The sequence below is a fragment of the Serratia sp. CY29653 genome (assembly GCF_052169255.1).
Taxonomy (GTDB): Bacteria; Pseudomonadota; Gammaproteobacteria; order Enterobacterales; family Enterobacteriaceae; genus Serratia; species Serratia sarumanii.
Genome location: NZ_JBJNLC010000001.1, coordinates 2,670,304 through 2,687,071 on the forward strand (window position 1 = coordinate 2,670,304; position 16,768 = coordinate 2,687,071).

The 16,768-nt window shown below is 60.5% G+C and carries 15 protein-coding genes; 7 read left to right on the forward strand and 8 right to left on the reverse strand.

Annotation, left to right across the window (positions count from 1 at the left end):
- Positions 1-8 precede the first annotated feature (8 nt).
- Together tgt and queA are read right to left on the reverse strand one after the other, a co-directional pair.
- Complete coding sequence (gene tgt / locus ACJ8HN_RS12925; RefSeq protein WP_442523494.1) at positions 9-1,133, reverse strand: tRNA guanosine(34) transglycosylase Tgt; 1,125 nt, start codon at positions 1,131-1,133, stop codon at positions 9-11.
- Positions 1,134-1,205: 72 nt separating this feature from the next.
- The gene (queA, locus tag ACJ8HN_RS12930) at positions 1,206-2,276 is read right to left on the reverse strand and encodes a tRNA preQ1(34) S-adenosylmethionine ribosyltransferase-isomerase QueA (RefSeq protein WP_442523495.1); all 1,071 of its coding nucleotides are present in this window, start codon (positions 2,274-2,276) and stop codon (positions 1,206-1,208) included.
- A 120-nt stretch (positions 2,277-2,396) separates the two neighbouring features.
- On the opposite strand from queA, the gene ACJ8HN_RS12935 reads away from it, so the two are divergent.
- From ACJ8HN_RS12935 to ggt, 3 genes are all read left to right on the forward strand, one after another.
- Positions 2,397-2,978, forward strand: coding sequence for an ACP phosphodiesterase (locus ACJ8HN_RS12935; RefSeq protein WP_442523496.1), 582 nt, complete (start codon positions 2,397-2,399; stop codon positions 2,976-2,978).
- Between the two features lie 229 nt (positions 2,979-3,207).
- Entirely contained in the window at positions 3,208-3,810 is a 603-nt protein-coding gene (locus ACJ8HN_RS12940) for a peroxiredoxin C (protein WP_019454212.1), read from the forward strand.
- A gap of 234 nt (positions 3,811-4,044) precedes the next feature.
- Complete coding sequence (gene ggt, locus ACJ8HN_RS12945) at positions 4,045-5,808, forward strand: gamma-glutamyltransferase (RefSeq protein ID WP_442523497.1); 1,764 nt, start codon at positions 4,045-4,047, stop codon at positions 5,806-5,808.
- A gap of 53 nt (positions 5,809-5,861) precedes the next feature.
- Here the strand turns inward: ggt and malZ are convergent, their stop codons facing one another.
- The gene (gene malZ, locus ACJ8HN_RS12950) at positions 5,862-7,685 is read right to left on the reverse strand and encodes a maltodextrin glucosidase (RefSeq protein WP_039566998.1); all 1,824 of its coding nucleotides are present in this window, start codon (positions 7,683-7,685) and stop codon (positions 5,862-5,864) included.
- Between the two features lie 247 nt (positions 7,686-7,932).
- Between malZ and ACJ8HN_RS12955 the strand changes: the two genes are divergently transcribed.
- The 4 genes from ACJ8HN_RS12955 to ACJ8HN_RS12970 all read left to right on the forward strand — a co-directional run bounded on the left by ACJ8HN_RS12955 (position 7,933) and on the right by ACJ8HN_RS12970 (position 10,242).
- On the forward strand, positions 7,933-9,189 hold the full coding sequence (locus ACJ8HN_RS12955; protein WP_039566999.1) for a mechanosensitive ion channel family protein: 1,257 nt from the start codon (positions 7,933-7,935) through the stop codon (positions 9,187-9,189).
- 132 nt (positions 9,190-9,321) lie between these two features.
- Positions 9,322-9,591 (forward strand): hypothetical protein, encoded by a 270-nt coding sequence (locus ACJ8HN_RS12960; RefSeq protein WP_033637289.1) that lies wholly within the window; start codon positions 9,322-9,324, stop codon positions 9,589-9,591.
- 85 nt (positions 9,592-9,676) lie between these two features.
- Positions 9,677-9,955, forward strand: coding sequence for a type II toxin-antitoxin system RelE/ParE family toxin (locus tag ACJ8HN_RS12965; protein ID WP_019454217.1), 279 nt, complete (start codon positions 9,677-9,679; stop codon positions 9,953-9,955).
- On the forward strand, positions 9,955-10,242 hold the full coding sequence (locus ACJ8HN_RS12970; RefSeq protein ID WP_025160069.1) for a HigA family addiction module antitoxin: 288 nt from the start codon (positions 9,955-9,957) through the stop codon (positions 10,240-10,242). Before ACJ8HN_RS12965 ends, ACJ8HN_RS12970 begins: the two co-directional genes overlap by 1 nt.
- A 45-nt stretch (positions 10,243-10,287) precedes the next feature.
- Here ACJ8HN_RS12970 and proY read toward each other — a convergent pair whose 3' ends face one another.
- The 5 genes from proY to phoB form a co-directional block, all read right to left on the reverse strand.
- Positions 10,288-11,694 carry a proline-specific permease ProY gene (proY, locus tag ACJ8HN_RS12975; protein WP_033653281.1) on the reverse strand — a complete coding sequence of 469 codons (1,407 nt, stop codon included), beginning with the start codon at positions 11,692-11,694 and terminating at the stop codon, positions 10,288-10,290.
- Positions 11,695-11,767: 73 nt separating this feature from the next.
- Positions 11,768-13,084 (reverse strand): branched-chain amino acid transport system II carrier protein, encoded by a 1,317-nt coding sequence (gene brnQ, locus ACJ8HN_RS12980; RefSeq protein WP_033653282.1) that lies wholly within the window; start codon positions 13,082-13,084, stop codon positions 11,768-11,770.
- Between the two features lie 484 nt (positions 13,085-13,568).
- Entirely contained in the window at positions 13,569-14,531 is a 963-nt protein-coding gene (locus tag ACJ8HN_RS12985; RefSeq protein WP_033647326.1) for a PstS family phosphate ABC transporter substrate-binding protein, read from the reverse strand.
- Positions 14,532-14,545: 14 nt separating this feature from the next.
- Positions 14,546-15,862 carry a phosphate regulon sensor histidine kinase PhoR gene (gene phoR, locus ACJ8HN_RS12990; protein ID WP_025301740.1) on the reverse strand — a complete coding sequence of 439 codons (1,317 nt, stop codon included), beginning with the start codon at positions 15,860-15,862 and terminating at the stop codon, positions 14,546-14,548.
- Between the two features lie 24 nt (positions 15,863-15,886).
- Entirely contained in the window at positions 15,887-16,576 is a 690-nt protein-coding gene (gene phoB, locus ACJ8HN_RS12995; RefSeq protein WP_004940438.1) for a phosphate response regulator transcription factor PhoB, read from the reverse strand.
- Positions 16,577-16,768: the final 192 nt, after the last annotated feature.

A 16,768-nucleotide genomic window follows, 5' to 3' on the forward strand; every position in this document is an offset into this window, starting at 1 on the left:
TTATTAGATCAAGCGTTTAAAGGCGGAATCGGCTTGCCGATCCGACCATAGAAATCCGCAACAAACTGCTCTAATTTACCCTCTTCGATAGCCTGGCGTAAACCCGCCATCAGGCGTTGGTAGTGACGCAGGTTATGAATCGTGTTCAGTCGAGCACCCAATATTTCGTTGCAACGGTCGAGATGGTGCAAGTAGGCGCGGCTGTAATGGCGACAGGTGTAGCAATCACAGTCCTTATCCAGCGGAGAAGTATCATCCTTGTGCTTGGCATTACGGATTTTTACCACACCGTCAGTCACGAACAAATGGCCGTTGCGGGCGTTGCGGGTCGGCATGACGCAGTCGAACATGTCGATGCCGCGACGCACGCCTTCCACCAAATCTTCCGGCTTGCCGACGCCCATCAAATAGCGTGGCTTATCTTCCGGAATTTGCGGGCAAACGTGTTCAAGAATGCGATGCATATCCTCTTTCGGCTCGCCTACAGCCAAGCCGCCCACAGCGTACCCGTCAAAGCCGATATCCACCAGCCCTTTGACTGAAACATCACGTAAATCTTCGTAAACGCCGCCCTGAATGATGCCGAACAGCGCATTTTTATTTTCCAGCTCGTCGAATCGCTTGCGGCTGCGCTCCGCCCAGCGCAGCGACATTTCCATCGAACGCTTAGCGTAGTCCCTGTCGGCCGGGTACGGCGTACATTCATCGAAGATCATCACGATGTCGGAACCCAGGTCATACTGGATTTCCATCGATTTTTCCGGGCTCAGGAACACCTTGTCGCCATTGATCGGGTTGCGGAAGTACACGCCTTCCTCTTTGATCTTGCGCATCGCCCCCAGGCTGAACACCTGGAAACCGCCGGAATCGGTAAGGATCGGCCCATGCCACTGCATGAAATCGTGCAGGTCGCCGTGCAGTTTCATGATCTCCTGGCCCGGGCGCAGCCACAGGTGGAAAGTGTTGCCCAGCAGGATCTGCGCGCCGGTTTCTTTCACTTCTTCCGGCGTCATGCCCTTGACCGTGCCGTAGGTGCCGACCGGCATAAAGGCCGGGGTCTCCACCACGCCGCGGTCGAAGATCAGGCGGCCGCGACGCGCGCGGCCATCGGTAGTTTGTAGTTCGTACTTCACAAAACCTCCAGCATCAGAGAAACAGTCTGATGTCGTTGAAACGGGGCCGCGCCGTGCGCGCAGCCCGGGAAATTAACCGCCGACGGACTCGTTTTCCGCCTGCGGGTTACGGCTGATGAACATCGCATCGCCGTAGCTGAAAAAGCGATACTGCTCGGCCACCGCCTGCTGATAGGCGTTCATGGTATTTTTATAGCCGGCGAAGGCCGACACCAGCATGATCAGGGTCGATTCCGGCAGGTGGAAATTGGTCACCAGCGCGTCGATCACCTGATAGTGATAGCCCGGATAGATAAAGATGCTGGTATCGCCGAAGAACGGCGCAATCAGCGCTTCTTTGCTGGCCGCCGCGGCGCTTTCCAGCGAGCGTACCGAGGTGGTGCCCACCGCTACGACGCGTTTGCCGCGCGCCTTGCAGGCCAGCACCGCATCGACCACCTCCTGCGGCACTTCGGCGTATTCGGCGTGCATCACGTGATCTTCGATGGTTTCCACGCGCACCGGCTGGAAGGTGCCGGCGCCGACGTGCAGCGTCACGAACGCCATTTCCACGCCCTTGGCGCGCAGCGCCGCCAGCAGCGGCTCGTCGAAGTGCAGGCCGGCGGTCGGCGCGGCAACCGCGCCGGGCTTCTCGCTGTAGACCGTCTGATACAGCTCGCGGTCGGCGTCTTCATCCGGGCGGGCGATATAAGGCGGCAGCGGCATGTGGCCGGCGGCGTTGAGGATAGTGAACACGTCGCGCTCGTCGTTGAAGCGCAGCTCGAACAGCGTCTCGTGGCGCGCCACCATGGTGGCGGCGATGCTCTCGTCATCCCCCAACAGCAGCTCGGCGCCCGGCTTCGGCGCTTTCGACGCGCGCACGTGCGCCAGCACGCGATGGTCGTCCAGCACGCGCTCCACCAGCACCTCAATCTTGCCGCCGCTGACCTTGCGGCCGAACATGCGCGCCGGGATCACGCGGGTATTGTTGAACACCAGCAGGTCGCCGGTTTCCAGCTTATCCAGCAGATCGGTGAATACGCCGTGCGTCAGCGCCCCGCTCGGCCCGTCCAGCTGCAGCAGGCGGCATGCGCTGCGTTCGGCCTGGGGATAGTGGGCAATCAGGGATTCGGGAAGTTCAAACGAAAAATCAGCGACGCGCATGGGTATTCACTTCTTCAATTTAGGGCTGGTTGGTAAAAAACAGGCGGCCTAGTCTAAAGCCGGGGGCGGTCAGCGGCAAGAAATAAGGAGGATTTGCCTGACTTCGGGTATAGTTGAGGGATGAATTTTCTCGCTCATCTTCACCTGGCCATGCTGGCGGACAGCTCGCTGCTGGGCAACCTGCTGGCCGATTTCGTGCGTGGCAACCCCGCCGCCGACTACCAGCCCGAGGTGGTGGCCGGCATCATGATGCACCGCCGCGTCGACGTGCTGACCGACAGCCTGCCGCAGGTCAAAGCCAGCCGCGACTATTTCAGCGCCCCCTACCGCCGCGTGGCGCCGATCACCCTCGACGTGGTGTGGGACCATTTTCTGGCGCGCCACTGGCAGCAGCTCGAGCCTTCGCGCGACCTGCACCAGTTTACCCAGGAAGCCCGCAGCCAGATCGAACCTTTTCTGCCGCTCACGCCGCCGCGCTTTCAGAACCTGAACGGCTACCTGTGGCAGGAACGCTGGCTGGAGCGCTACGCCGAATTGCCGTTCATCGCCCGGGTGCTGCAGGGCATGGCCAGCCGCCGCCCGCGCCTCGAGGCGCTGGCCGGTTCGTTCGCCGACGTCGAGCAACATTATCATCAGCTTGAAACACAGTTCTGGCAGTTTTACCCGCAAATGATGCGGCAGGCGAAGGACAAAACGCTCTGAGGTCAAGCTCAAGCCCTTGAAATTGCAACGCCTTGCAAGAATTTACGTTTTGCCGCTTGCCCTTTTGTGGGAAAAGGTTATTTTTAAAGCTCGCTAAATTATATCAACGACTTTGATAGGTGAAAGCTATCTCATCGATTGGTCTTTTACCCTTTATTCACCAAGTCGCGGCCCCTATACTGGCCCTTGTTTTTACATCCACCCTTTAACACCTATTACAGGAGTAATTATGGTCCTGGTAACTCGTCAAGCCCCTGACTTCACTGCAGCTGCCGTACTGGGTAGCGGCGAAATCGTTGAAAACTTCAACCTGAAGAAGCACCTGAACGGCAAACCGGCCGTCCTGTTCTTCTGGCCAATGGACTTCACCTTCGTATGCCCTTCCGAGCTGATCGCTTTCGATCACCGCTATGAAGAGTTCCAGAAGCGTGGCGTTGAAGTGGTTGGCGTTTCCTTCGACTCAGAGTTCGTTCACAACGCATGGCGTAAAACCCCTGTCGACAAAGGCGGCATCGGTGAAGTGAAATACGCAATGGTTGCTGACATCAAGCGTGAAATTCAGAAAGCTTACGGCATCGAACACCCGGAAGCCGGCGTTGCGCTGCGCGGCTCCTTCCTGATCGACAAAGACGGCATCGTGCGTGCTCAGGTTGTTAACGATCTGCCAATCGGCCGTAACATCGACGAAATGATCCGTACCGTTGATGCGCTGCAATTCCACGAAGAGCACGGTGAAGTGTGCCCGGCTCAGTGGGAAAAAGGCAAAGCAGGTATGGGCGCTTCCCCAGACGGCGTTGCAAAATACCTGTCTGAAAACGCTGCCAAGCTGTAATTTCAGCCTGATAGTGAATCAACCGGCCCACGCGGCCGGTTTTTTTATGCCCCTTTATGGGGCAGGCCGCCCACCTTCAGTGCTTTATTTCCCTGTTTCCGCTCACATTTCCCACCCTGCTCGCCGCGCGTGCGCCCATCAGCGGCTACTATCAATAACGCTGGCTCGCGCTTTGCAAGCGAACAGCGGCAAGCAAACACAACACAATAAAAAACTGACAGGGTAGGAATAACTATGTTTTTACAGAAATGGAGCAAACCCCTGACCATGGCGGCGCTGCTGGTCAGCGGCAGCCTGTATGCGGCATCCAACCCCGCGGTGGAAGCCAAAAACGGCATGGTGGTCACCTCGCAGCACCTGGCCTCGCAGGTCGGCGTGGATATCCTGAAGATGGGCGGCAACGCCATCGACGCCGCCGTGGCGGTGGGCTATGCGCAGGCGGTGGTTAACCCCTGCTGCGGCAACATCGGCGGCGGCGGCTTTATGACCGTTCACCTGGCGGACGGCACCGACACCTTCATCAACTTCCGTGAAACCGCGCCGGCGGCGGCCAGCGCCAACATGTATCTGGATGCCGACGGCAAGGTGAAGAAAGACGCCAGCCTGTACGGCTATCTGGCGGCGGGCGTGCCGGGCACCGTGCTGGGGATGGAAACCGCGCGTGAGAAGTACGGCAAGCTGAGCCGTGAACAGGTGCTGGCGCCAGCTATCAGGCTGGCGCGCGAAGGCTTTGTGCTGACCCGCGCCGATACCGATATCCTCGACACCACCGTCGCACGCTTCAAACAGGATCCCGAGTCGGCCAAAATCTTCCTGCGCCCGGACGGCAGCCCGCTGCAGCCGGGGGACAAACTGGTGCAAACCGATCTGGCCAATACGCTGGAAGCCATCGCCAAAGGGGGAACCGACGCCTTCTATAAAGGCAAGATCCCGCAGGCGGTGGAGGCGGCGGCCAAACAGGGCGGCGGTATCTTGACCGCCACCGACTTCGCCAATTACAAGGTCACCGAAACGCCGCCGATTACCTGCAGCTATCGCGGCTACAAGTTCGTGTCGGCGCCGCCTCCCAGCTCCGGCGGCGTGACGCTGTGCGAAATCCTCAACGTGGTGGAAGGCTACGACCTGAAAAGCATGGGCTTCAACTCGGCGGCGGCCATTCACACCATGACCGAAGCGATGCGCCATGCCTACATGGACCGCAACACCTACCTCGGCGACCCGGAATTCATCAAGAACCCGATCGACCGGCTGGTGAGCAAGAGCTACGCCGAGCAGATCCGCAAGAAAATCGTCTCGGACAAGGCCACGCCGTCGGAAAACGTACAGCCCGGCATGGAACCGCATGAGAAACCGGAAACCACCCACTATTCGATCGTCGATCACGACGGCAACGCGGTCTCCACCACCTATACCGTCAACGGCCGCTTCGGCGCCGTAGTGATCGCACCGGGCACCGGCTTCTTCCTCAACGACGAGATGGACGACTTTACGGTCAAAGTGGGCGAGAAAAACCTGTACGGGCTGGTGCAGGGCACCGCCAACAGCATTGCCCCCGGTAAGCGCCCACTATCGTCGATGAGCCCGACGCTGGTGACCAAGGACAACAAGATCTTTATGGTGCTGGGCTCGCCGGGCGGCTCGCGCATCATCACCATCACCCTGCAGACCGCGTTGAACGTGATAGACCACGGCATGGCGCCGCAGGAAGCGGTGGACGCGCCGCGCATCCATCATCAATGGTTGCCGGATGAGGTGTACTACGAACAGCGCGGCGTTTCCGCCGATACGCTGAAGCTGCTGAGCGGCATGGGCTATAAGATGGTCGAGCAAACGCCGTGGGGCGCCGCCGAACTGATTCTGGTCGGCTTGCCGGGTGCGGCGGGCGTCAGCCCGGCCAACTCCGGCAACGACTCGGCGGTTTCCGGCAAGGTGCGCGAAGGCTATCTGTACGGCGCCAACGACGTGCGTCGCCCGGCAGGTTCTGCGGTCGGTTACTGATGTAAACGCCTACTCACCTTTATCGCGGGGGCCCTTCGGCCCCCGCAGTGTCTTTAGCCTTCACAGCGCCACACGGTGGCCGTCTCTTCCGCCAGCTGCAGGCGCAGCCCGCCTGCCGTTTCGCTCAACTCTCCCCGCCCTTCCACACGCCGCCACGGGCCGCGCGCCAACAGCGGGTTGTACGGCAGCTGCGCCTGGCCGCTGCCGTCGCGCTGCAGCGCCACCAGCACCTGCTCCTGCTGATACAGGCGCACGAACACCAGCGTTTCCCCGCTGGCATACAGCACCTGACAGCCGCCGCGACGCAATGCCACGCTCTGTTTACGCAACGCCGCCATGCGCTGGAACAGCGCCAGCAGCGGCCGGTCCCAGTCGCCGACGTCCCACGGGAACGGCTTGCGGCAGAACGGATCGTTGCCGCCGTCCAGACCAATCTCATCGCCGTAATAGAGGCAAGGCACGCCTATCCAGCTCAGCAACCACACCGCCGCCATCTGCATGCGCGCCGCGTTCCCCTGCAACAGCGTGAGAAAACGCGCGGTATCGTGGCTGTCCAGTTGGTTGAACTGGATCAGCTGGCGGCCGTGCGGCAACCCGGCGCGGTAGCCGTCCATCCACTGCGCGCACCCGGCGGCGTCCAGCCGCACCGGGTGATAGGCTACGTCCAGCCCCGCCAAGAACGCCCGCACCGGCAGCGCGAAGCCCATGTAGTTCATCGCCGCATCCTCCACGCCGGCGTGCAGCCAGCGGCGCGCGTCGCCGAAGTGCTCGCCCAATACGTAGGCCTGCGGATTCTCCTGCTTCACCGCCTGATAGATGCCAGCCAGGTGGTGCAGGTTGCCGGTGGCGCCGCCGTTCTCCCCCAGCATGTGCACCACGTCCAACCGCCAACCGTCGATGCTGTACGGCGGGCGCAGCCAGTGGCGCACCACGCTGCCTTCCCCGCGATAGATCGCTTCCGCCACCTGCGGCTCGGCGAAGTTGAGCTTCGGCAGGCTGGCGTTGCCCTTCCAGTCGAGCGCGCGGCCGTCCGGGTAAAAGTTGAACCAGCCGCGATACGGCGAATCGGGGTGGTGACAGGCGCCGTTTTCGCCCTGACGATGGCGGTCGAACCACGGATGCGAGTCGCCGGTGTGGTTGAATACCCCGTCCAGCACCAGTTTCATGCCCACCTTGTGAGTGCTCACTCGCAAACGCTGCAGCGCCGCGTTGCCGCCGAAGTGCGGATCGACCTGGTAATAGTCCTCGGTATCGTACTTATGCACGCTCGGTGCGGTAAAAATCGGGTTCAGGTACAGCGCCGTCACCCCCAGCTGCTGCAAATACGGCAGTTTGGCGCCGATGCCGTCCAGATCGCCGCCGTAAAAGGTCGAGGCGGCGTGGCGATCCTCCAGCGGGTGCTGCCAGTCGCGCCGAATCACCTCGGCGCCGGCCGCGTGATGGCGGTAGCTGCCGCTCTGGATGCCGTGCTCGCCGCCGCTGCTGGCGAAGCGATCGGGGAAAATCTGATAGAACAGCTGATCCGCCACCCACTCGGGGCCGTTGTCAGGTTCGTCGACGGCGAACTGCGCCAGCTGCCCCGGCGGCGTTGGCGACCAGCCCTGCGGCCCGAACCACTGCTGGCGATCGGCCCACAGCAGCTTGAAGCAGTAACGCCGCGTCGGCTCGCCCTCATTCAGCGTCAGGCTGGCCTGGTAGCGCCGCATCCCCTCGTGGCGCTGCGCTTTCATCACCAGCAGCCACTCTTCGTTGTCCGGTTCGGCGCGCAAAAACACCCGTTCCGGCAGTTCATCCCCCTGTAACCACAGCGTGATATCCAAACGTTGCCCTTGCTTTACCACAAAAGGCGGGACCGGTTGATGCCAGGCGTTAAGCATACTGTTTCTCCTGCTGTACCAAACGAAATCGACGGCGTTCTTCAAGAAACGAACAATGCCACGTTAAGTGCAACTCCCCCTCCTCTCTGGCCGCAAAACCCGGGGATGAGCCGGGGGGCGGAGACCGAAAAATAACGCTAACCCGATGTAAAAAAAGGTAAACAGGTACAAATCCTGCACGTTACCCCTTAGGCTAACGCGTTTTAAGTTTACAGGATATTTTTTGCGCATTTTTTAAGGAGCGGTAATGCAACAACAGATAACGCGCTGGCTGGAACAGTTTGGTTTGGAATTCGGCGGAGTGATGTCGCTGTTGATGGTATTGGGGTTGATTGTCCTGATCTCGGTCGCGATCCACCTGGTGCTGCACCGGGTGGTGCTGGCCGCCCTTCAGCGCCGCGGCCAGCAATCGCAGCGCGTCTGGCAACAGGCCATCACCCAATACAAACTGTTCCAGCGCGTGGCGCTGCTGCTGCAAGGGGTGATTATCAGCATCCAGGCGACGCTGTGGCTGCAGAGCGGCAGCCAGACCCAGGCGGTGATCGTCACCGCCGCACAGGTGTGGATCCTCGCCTTCACCCTGCTGTCGCTGTTCTCGCTGCTGGATACGCTGCTGGCGCTGCTGCGCCAAAGCCCGATCTCCAATCAGCTGCCGCTGCGCGGCATTTTCCAGGGCCTGAAACTGGTGGCGGCGATCCTGATCGGCATCATGATCGTCTCGCTGCTGATGGGCAAATCGCCGCTGCTGCTGCTCAGCGGCCTGGGCGCCATGACCGCGGTCCTGATGTTGGTGTTCAAGGATCCGATCCTCGGCCTGGTGGCCGGCATTCAGCTCTCCGCCAACGATATGCTGAAGATCGGCGACTGGCTGGAAATGCCGAAATACGGCGCAGACGGCGCGGTCACCGACATCGGCCTGACCACGGTCAAAGTGCGTAACTGGGACAATACCGTCACCACCATTCCCACCTACGCGCTGATCTCCGACTCGTTCAAAAACTGGCGTTCGATGTCGGAATCCGGCGGGCGCCGCATCAAGCGCAGCCTGAATATCGACACCGGCAGCGTGCACTTCCTGTCGCAAGAGGAACAGCGTCGCCTGCAGCGCAACCCGCTGCTGCACAGCTACCTGAACGATAAAACCCAGGAGCTGAGCCGGCACAATCAGGAGATTGCCATCGATCTGGCCTCGCCGCTCAACGGCCGCCGCCTGACCAACCTCGGCACGCTGCGCGCCTATCTGGAAGCCTACCTGCGCGCTCACCCGCGCATTCACCAGAACATGACGCTGATGGTGCGCCAGCTGGCGCCGACGCCGGAAGGCCTGCCGCTGGAAATCTACGCCTTCACCAACACCACGGTCTGGGCGGAGTATGAAAGCATTCAGGCGGATATTTTCGACCATATCCTGGCGGTGATCGACGAGTTCGGCCTGCGCGTGCATCAAACGCCAACCGGCAATGACCTGCGCGGCATGCTGCTACAAAACGCCAACGCTTCCTGACGTCGGCTGACGTAACTGTGTCTGCTGGTAATGATGTTCTTTCAATTGCCAGCAGATATCTCCATCCCCTTCTTTTCCCCGGTGAAAACGGCGTTAATGCGCCATCATCTTCACCACCGAGAGGGAAAGCCCTTGCTGAAACGCTTACGTCACCGGCTGTTTACCCTGATGGCCACCCTGCTGTTTATCGGCTGCCTGCACAGCGCTTCGCTGGACGAAAGCCGCATGCCCCGCAACCTGCAACCTTCGCTGAGCGCCCTGAGCAGCAATATGCAAGACATTCGCGAGGTGCTGGCGCGCTGCGCCGGCGAGGAAGAGGAGGAACGCCTTAACGGCGGCGACGTGCGTATCGAAGCGCGCGCCGCCGGGGAGGATGAAGCGGAAGACAAACGCCCGGCATAATAGGTTAAAAAACGCCCCATCTTGTTGCGCCATACGCAACACCTGGCTATGATGCGTATAGCGCAACACTCATGGAGCCGTCAGGATGATAAGAAGCTTCAAGCATAAGGGACTCAAAAAGTTTTTCGAAACCGGTTCAACGGCGGGTATCGACGCCAAGCAGGCGAAGAAAATCGCGCTGCGGCTGAGCGTGCTGGATCTGGCGAAAGTGATTGATGACGTAGATCTGCCCGGCTTCTTCTTGCACCCGCTAACGGGCGCTCGCAGCGGGCAATGGTCCGTCACCGTAACCGGCAACTGGCGTATCACGTTTGAACTGGTCGAGGGTGATGTTTATATCGTGAATTATGAGGACTATCACTAATGAACCGCATGCATAATCCCCCTCATCCTGGCGAGTTGATCAAAGAAACCATGGAAACGCTGAATCTCAGCGCGCGTGCGCTGGCTAAAGCGCTGGACGTCGCGCCCTCCACGGTTCAACGCCTGATCAGCGGAAAGTCCGATATCTCGCCGGAAATGGCCATCCGCCTGTCCATCGTGATAGGCAGTTCCGAACAGGTTTGGATGGGCATGCAGGATGCTTACGATCTGTGGCAGGCCAGGCAGTCCATCGACGTTTCCAAACTGCGCAAGCTGGACTTCGCTTGACGCCTGCTCCTAAAAAAACACCGGCCTTAGCCGGTGTTTTTCCATTCAGTCTTGCTGCGTCGCCAACGGCGCGCGTTTTTTCTGATGGTTGACCTTGAACCAGTACCCCGCCAGCAGCAATACCACCCAGACCAGGCCGGCGTACAGCGAGACGCGCGTGGTCGGGAAGTAGCCGATCAGGCCGATGATGAACACCAGGAACACGATCGCCACCACCGAGGTGAACACCCCACCGCGCAGCGGGAACGCCAGTTGCTTCACCTGTTCTTTGCTCAGGCTGCGGCGGAAGGCGATTTGGGAGAACAGGATCATGATCCACACCCACACGGTGGCGAAGGTCGCCAGGGACGCGATCACCAGGAACACGCTCTCCGGCATGATGTAGTTGAGGTATACCGCCAGCAGCAGCGCCAGCATCATCACCACCACCGTCACCCAGGGAATGCCGCGCTTCGACACCTTGCTGAACATTTTCGGCGCATGGCCCTGCTCGGCCATGCCGTGCAACATGCGGCCGACGCCGAACACGTCGCTGTTGATCGCCGACAGCGAAGCGGTAATCACCACGAAGTTGAGGATACCTGCCGCCACGGTGATGCCCATATGCTGGAAGGTCAGCACGAACGGGCTGCCGTTGGTGCCCACCTGATTCCACGGGTAGATAGACATGATGACGAACAGCGTGCCGACGTAGAACACCAGAATGCGCCACGGCACCGAGTTGATGGCCTTCGGAATCGATTTTTTCGGATCTTTGGCTTCGCCGGCGGTGATGCCGATGATTTCAATGCCGCCGTAAGCGAACATCACCAGCTGCAGCGACAGGATCATGCCGATAAAACCGTTGCTGAAGAAGCCGCCGTTCGACCACAGGTTATGAATGCCGGTCGGTTGCCCGCCGTTGCCGATGCCCCAGATGATGATGCCGATGCCGGCCACGATCATGATGATGATGGTGGCGACTTTGAAGAACGAGAACCAAAACTCCAGCTCGCCGAACACCTTGACGCTCATCAGGTTGATGGCGCCGATGATCAGCACCACGCTCAGCACCCAGATCCAGTGCGGCACTTCCGGGAACCAGACCCCCATATAGATGCCGAAGGCGGTCACGTCGGCGATGGCGACGATCAGGATTTCAAAGCAGTAAGTCCAGCCGGTGATGTAACCCGCCATCGGGCCGAGGTAGTCCTGCGCGTAGCGGGAAAACGAGCTGGCCTGCGGGTTGTTGACCGACATCTCCCCCAGGGCGCGCATGATGATAAAGGCCACGATGCCGCCGATCAGGTAAGCCAGCAGCACGCTCGGGCCGGCCATTTTGATGGCGTCCGCCGAGCCGTAGAACAACCCGGTGCCGATGGCCGATCCCAGCGCCATAAAACGGATATGACGCGTACTGAGGCCGCGTTTCAGCTTATTGTCGGGGGCAGTGGTGGGTGACTGTTGTTGCATGAAAATGACCCATAGTTTTAAACGTAAAAAAGCCACGGACATGTCCGTGGCCCTGGATTAAGCCGGGGGATTATCAGTGCGCGGTCACTTGGGAACGCGTGCACACCCGATCATAAATCGCGACCAGCACCAGCATCAGCAGCGAAGGCGGCAACCATGCCAACCCCTGCTCCGCCAGCGGCAGGTGAGTGGTCCAGGCCGGCAGCAGCTGCTGGAAACTGGAGGCTTTCACCGCGTCAAGGATACCAAACAACAGGCTGACAAGCATCACCGGCGCGATGATGCGCGGCGCGCTGTGCCACCAACGCAGGGTGAAGCTCAGCACCACCAGCACGATGCACGGCGGGTAAATCGCGGTCAGCACCGGAATGGAGATCTGGATCAGGTGGCTCAGGCCGAGGTTGGACACCACCATCGAGAACAGGCCCAGAATAAACACCAGCGTCTTGTACGAGAACGGCAGGTATTGCGCGAAGAACTCGGCGCAGGCGCAGGTCAGGCCTACCGCGGTCACCATACAGGCGATGAAGATCAGCGCCGCCAGGAAGAAGCTGCCCAGGCCGCCGAAGGTGTTCTGAACGTAAGCGTGCAGGATCACCGCGCCGTTGGTGGCGTCCGGCACCAGCGCGCCGCTGCCGGAGCCCAGCTTGAACAGGCTCAGGTAAACCAGCGTCAGGCCCACGCCGGCGATCAAACCGGCCAGAATGGTGTAGCGGGTCAACAGACCGGCGTCTTTCACGCCGCGCGAGCGCGCCGCGTTGACGATAACGATGCCGAATACCAGCGCGCCCAGCGTATCCATGGTCAGGTAGCCGTTAACGAAGCCGGAAGAGAAAGGCACGCTCTGGTAAGCCGCCGTCGCCGGAATCGGCGCGCCGGCAGGCCACAGCAGCGCGGCGATGCCCAGTACGCCCAACGCCACGATCTTCAGCGGCGCCAGCACATGGCCGACGGTGTCGAGCAGGCGGCCCGGATACAGGGAGATGCCGATCACCAGCGCGAAGTACACCAGGCTGTAGATGAACAGCGGCATGGCGCCGTCGCCGGTCAGCGGGGCGATGCCCACTTCAAAGGACACGGTGGCGGTGCGCGGCGTGGCGAACAGCGGGCCGACGGCCAGGTAGCAGACGGTCGCCAGCAGCAGGCCGGCGCCGCGGCCGATCGGCGAACTGAGGGCGTCGATGCCGCCGCCGACGCGCGCCAGCGCGATGACGGTGATGACCGGCAGACCGACGGCGGTGATCAGGAAGCCCAGCGCCGCGATCCAGACGTGTTCACCGGACTGCAAGCCGACCATCGGCGGGAAGATGATGTTCCCGGCCCCAACGAATAAGGCAAAGGTCATGAAGCCCAGTGCCAGGATATCTTTTGACGTTAAACGATGACTCATACGATGTCGTGTTGCCTGTTCAAATGAAAAAAATTGTCCGATAGCGTGGTGGCGTGACGCCCCACCGGTTGCCGGCATGCCCGATCGTCGCAGCGCCAAATAAGCATCCTAAACGCAGTCGATCCGGCGTTTATGTCCCTATTCGAAAGTGGCCGCTCATGAAGATGGGCAAAATTTTAGGAGTTATAAAAATGGAGGTTTAATCCGACAACGAGGGCTAAGGTAAACGTTTATAGCGCTTCAAGGCAAGACGCACGGCGAAAAGCAGAGCTATCGACCATATAAACTTTAGCCACCAGTCGATCATATTGGCTATCAATAAATATACACTACATGATTTGTATCATTTTTGAACAATGGATTCACGAAACGTGAAACATATACCGTTTTACCGCGCGAAAACGCCAATAAATGCCCGGTTTTCGCGTGGTATAAGCTCCGTTTGGCCGTTAAAAAAGGCGAAAATTACGCCGCTTTTTGTCGCTTATTGCACCGTGGCCGCCGCGAGCGGCTGCAGCCCGAGCGCCTGGCGGGTCCTCTGCAGGGCGCCCGGCGGCAGCGGCAGATAGCCGTCGTGATTGACCAGGCTCTGCCCTGCGTTCGACAGCACGCGATCGAGGAACGCGGCGGTCAGCGGCTCCAGCGGTTGATTGGGGGCTTTGTTGATGTAGATATAGAGATAGCGCGACAGCGGGTAGCGATCGTTGCGCACGTTGGCGGCGGTAGGCGCGACATAGTCCTCTCCCGATTCCGCCAACGGCAGCAGCCGCACGCCGCTGGCGCGAAAACCGATGCTGGCGTAGCCGATGCCGTTGAGCGAACCGGCCACCGCCTGCACCACCGAAGCCGAACCGGGCAGCTCATTGACGCGCGGCATAAAATCGCCGCCGCACAGCGCGCGCAGTTTGAAATAGCCGTAGGTGCCGGACGCCGAGTTGCGGCCGAAGCGCTGCAGCGAGCGCGTCGCCCAATCGCCGCTCAGCCCCAGCTCGCCCCAACGCGTCAGCGGTTTGCTTTCACCGCAGCGCCGGGTGGCGGAGAAAATGCGATCGAGCTGCTGCAGATTGAGGCCGCGCAGCGGGTTGTCCTGATGCACCAACACCACCAGCGCATCCACCGCCACCGGCACCGCCAGCGGCGCGTAGCCGTAACGGTGTTCGAACGCCGAAACCTCGGCCGCCTTCATCGGCCGGCTCATCGGGCCCAGCTGCGCGGCGCCCGCCGCCAAGGCGGTCGGCGCGGTCGACGAGCCGGCGGCCTGGATCTGCAGGTTAACGTTGGGATAATGCCGGCTGAAATCCTGCGCCCACAGCGCCATCAGATTCGCCAAAGTATCGGAACCGACGCTGGACAGGTTGCCCGCCAGCATGCCGTCGGGCTGCGCCAGCGCGCCGCGTCCGGCCAGCAGCGCCAGGCAAAGCAACAGCCCTCGGGTTATTCGGGTCATACCGGTGTCTCGCGTTAATTTTTCACCGCATTCTCTGATAAAGCGGCGGGAACAATCAACCGGTTGGGTAAGGTAAAGATAAAGCGGGTGCCGATCCCCGGCTCGCTGAGGATCTCCAGCCGCGCGTCGTGATGGCTGAGCGCATGCTTGACGATCGCCAGCCCCAGCCCGCTGCCGCCGGTCTGGCGCGAACGGGCCTTGTCGACGCGGTAAAAACGCTCGGTCAGGCGCGGCAGGTGTTCGGCGGCGATGCCCGGCCCGTTGTCACTGACCTGGAACTGCGCGCCGTGCGCCGTCTGCTGCCAGCTCACTTCGATATGGGTGCCCTTCGGCGTGTGGTTGACCGCGTTGTACACCAGGTTAGACACCGCGCTGCGCAACTGGTCTTCATTGCCGAACACGTTGAGCTGTTCGTTCACTCGGAAAGTGATCTCGTGATTGCCGCCGCTCAGCGATTGCGCCTCGCGCTGCAACACCCGCAGCATCAGCGGGATATCCACTCGCTCGTTCATGTCGACATTGGGCGCCGCCTCGATGCGCGACAGCGTCAGCAGCTGCTTGACCAGCCCGTCCATCCGGCGGGTCTGTTCCTGCATGGTGCCGAGCGCCTTGCTGCGCAGCGAACCGTCCTGCTCTTCGTCGCCCATCATCTCCAGATAGCCCTGCAGCACCGTCAGCGGCGTGCGCAGCTCATGGCTGACGTTGGCGAAGAAGTTGCGCCGCGCCCCCTCCAGCTGGCGCATCTGGGTGACGTCGCGCGCCACCATCAGCAACTGCCCTTCGGAGTAGGGCATCACGCGGAATTCGACGTAGTGTTCGTTGTTCAGCTGCAGCGTCAGCGGGCGCGAGAACTCCTGCTGTTGCAGATAGTGGCTGAATTCCGGATAACGCAGCAGGTTGAGGATGTGCTGGCCGTTGTCTTCCGGCCAGCGGAAGCCGAGCAGATGCTGCGCCAGCCCGTTGCACCAGAAGATGTTGCCTTCAACGGTGGTCATCACCACCGCGTCAGGCAGCGATTCGGCCCCGCTGCGAAAGCGCTTGATCAACAGCGCCAGCTCGCGCCGGCGGCGGCGGTTGCGCTGCTGCATCTGATACAGGCCATAGAACAGCGGCTCCCAACTCCAGCGGCCGGGCGGCGGCGTCATGCTGCGGTCGATCCACAGCCAATGAGAGAGTTTGAGCTGGTTGTAGAAATTCCACACCAGCGCGGCCAGCGCGGAGGCCAGCAGGAACCAGGGCAGATAACCGAAAATCAGCCCCAGCAGTAAGGCGGGCAAACAGAAAAGAGCCAGCTCCAGAGCCAGCCTCTTCCACGACAGACGTTCTAACACGGCATATTCTCCAGCGCAGCGCGATCAGTAGCGCGTTGAGAACCGGTAGCCGGTGCCCCGAACGGTTTGAACCATTTTATCATGCCCACTGGTTTCTAACGCCTTGCGGAGCCGACGGATATGCACGTCAACGGTACGGTCTTCCACATAAACGTTAGTGCCCCAGACGTGATTAAGCAACTGCTCACGGCTATAAACCCGCTCCGGGTGGGTCATAAAGAAGTGCAGCAGCTTGAACTCGGTCGGCCCCATGTCCAGCGCCTGATCGTTCGCCATCACGCGGTGGGAGGACGGATCCAGGCTCAGCCCTTGCATTTCAATCACCTCTTCCACCGCCATCGGTGAAATGCGGCGCATGACCGCTTTGATGCGCGCCACCAGCTCCTTGGGCGAGAACGGCTTGGTGATGTAATCATCCGCCCCCACTTCCAGGCCGCGCACCCGGTCTTCCTCTTCGCCGCGCGCGGTCAGCATCATCACCGGAATATCACGGGTCAGCGCTTCGCGCTTCATATGTTTGATAAACTGAATGCCGGAACCGCCGGGCAACATCCAGTCGAGCAACACCAAATCAGGGAACGGCTCAGACAGGCGCGTCACGGCGCTGTCATAATCCTCGGCTTCCAACGGTTGGTAACCATTCTGTTCCAACACAAAGCACACCATCTCACGGATCGGCGCTTCGTCTTCCACCACCAGTATGCGTCTTGCCATCGTCAATCCTGCCAATGTGTTAGCGACTTTGCGGGCGCCATTATGCGTCAGTTTTGTGACACTTTTATGAAAAAAAGCGGCTGTTATAGGCAGTAAGCATAGCGATTATTTCCCGGCGCAAAGAAAAATCATCCGGTTGTCATCATCATTGCGCCGGGACAGCCGCCGCCGCGGCCTTTATAATCATCGCCA

Excerpts from the sequence above, each read along its gene's own strand:
- ACJ8HN_RS12940 (WP_019454212.1), top strand. The coding sequence starts at position 3,208 with ATGGTCCTGGTAACTCGTCAAGCCCCTGACTTCACTGCAGCTGCCGTA.
- malZ (WP_039566998.1), bottom strand. The coding sequence starts at position 7,685 with ATGCTTAACGCCTGGCATCAACCGGTCCCGCCTTTTGTGGTAAAGCAA.
- ACJ8HN_RS12970 (WP_025160069.1), top strand. The coding sequence starts at position 9,955 with ATGAACCGCATGCATAATCCCCCTCATCCTGGCGAGTTGATCAAAGAA.
- ACJ8HN_RS12965 (WP_019454217.1), top strand. The coding sequence starts at position 9,677 with ATGATAAGAAGCTTCAAGCATAAGGGACTCAAAAAGTTTTTCGAAACC.
- phoB (WP_004940438.1), bottom strand. The coding sequence starts at position 16,576 with ATGGCAAGACGCATACTGGTGGTGGAAGACGAAGCGCCGATCCGTGAG.
- proY (WP_033653281.1), bottom strand. The coding sequence starts at position 11,694 with ATGCAACAACAGTCACCCACCACTGCCCCCGACAATAAGCTGAAACGC.
- ACJ8HN_RS12935 (WP_442523496.1), top strand. The coding sequence starts at position 2,397 with ATGAATTTTCTCGCTCATCTTCACCTGGCCATGCTGGCGGACAGCTCG.
- ACJ8HN_RS12955 (WP_039566999.1), top strand. The coding sequence starts at position 7,933 with ATGCAACAACAGATAACGCGCTGGCTGGAACAGTTTGGTTTGGAATTC.
- ACJ8HN_RS12985 (WP_033647326.1), bottom strand. The coding sequence starts at position 14,531 with ATGACCCGAATAACCCGAGGGCTGTTGCTTTGCCTGGCGCTGCTGGCC.
- ggt (WP_442523497.1), top strand. The coding sequence starts at position 4,045 with ATGTTTTTACAGAAATGGAGCAAACCCCTGACCATGGCGGCGCTGCTG.
- queA (WP_442523495.1), bottom strand. The coding sequence starts at position 2,276 with ATGCGCGTCGCTGATTTTTCGTTTGAACTTCCCGAATCCCTGATTGCC.
- brnQ (WP_033653282.1), bottom strand. The coding sequence starts at position 13,084 with ATGAGTCATCGTTTAACGTCAAAAGATATCCTGGCACTGGGCTTCATG.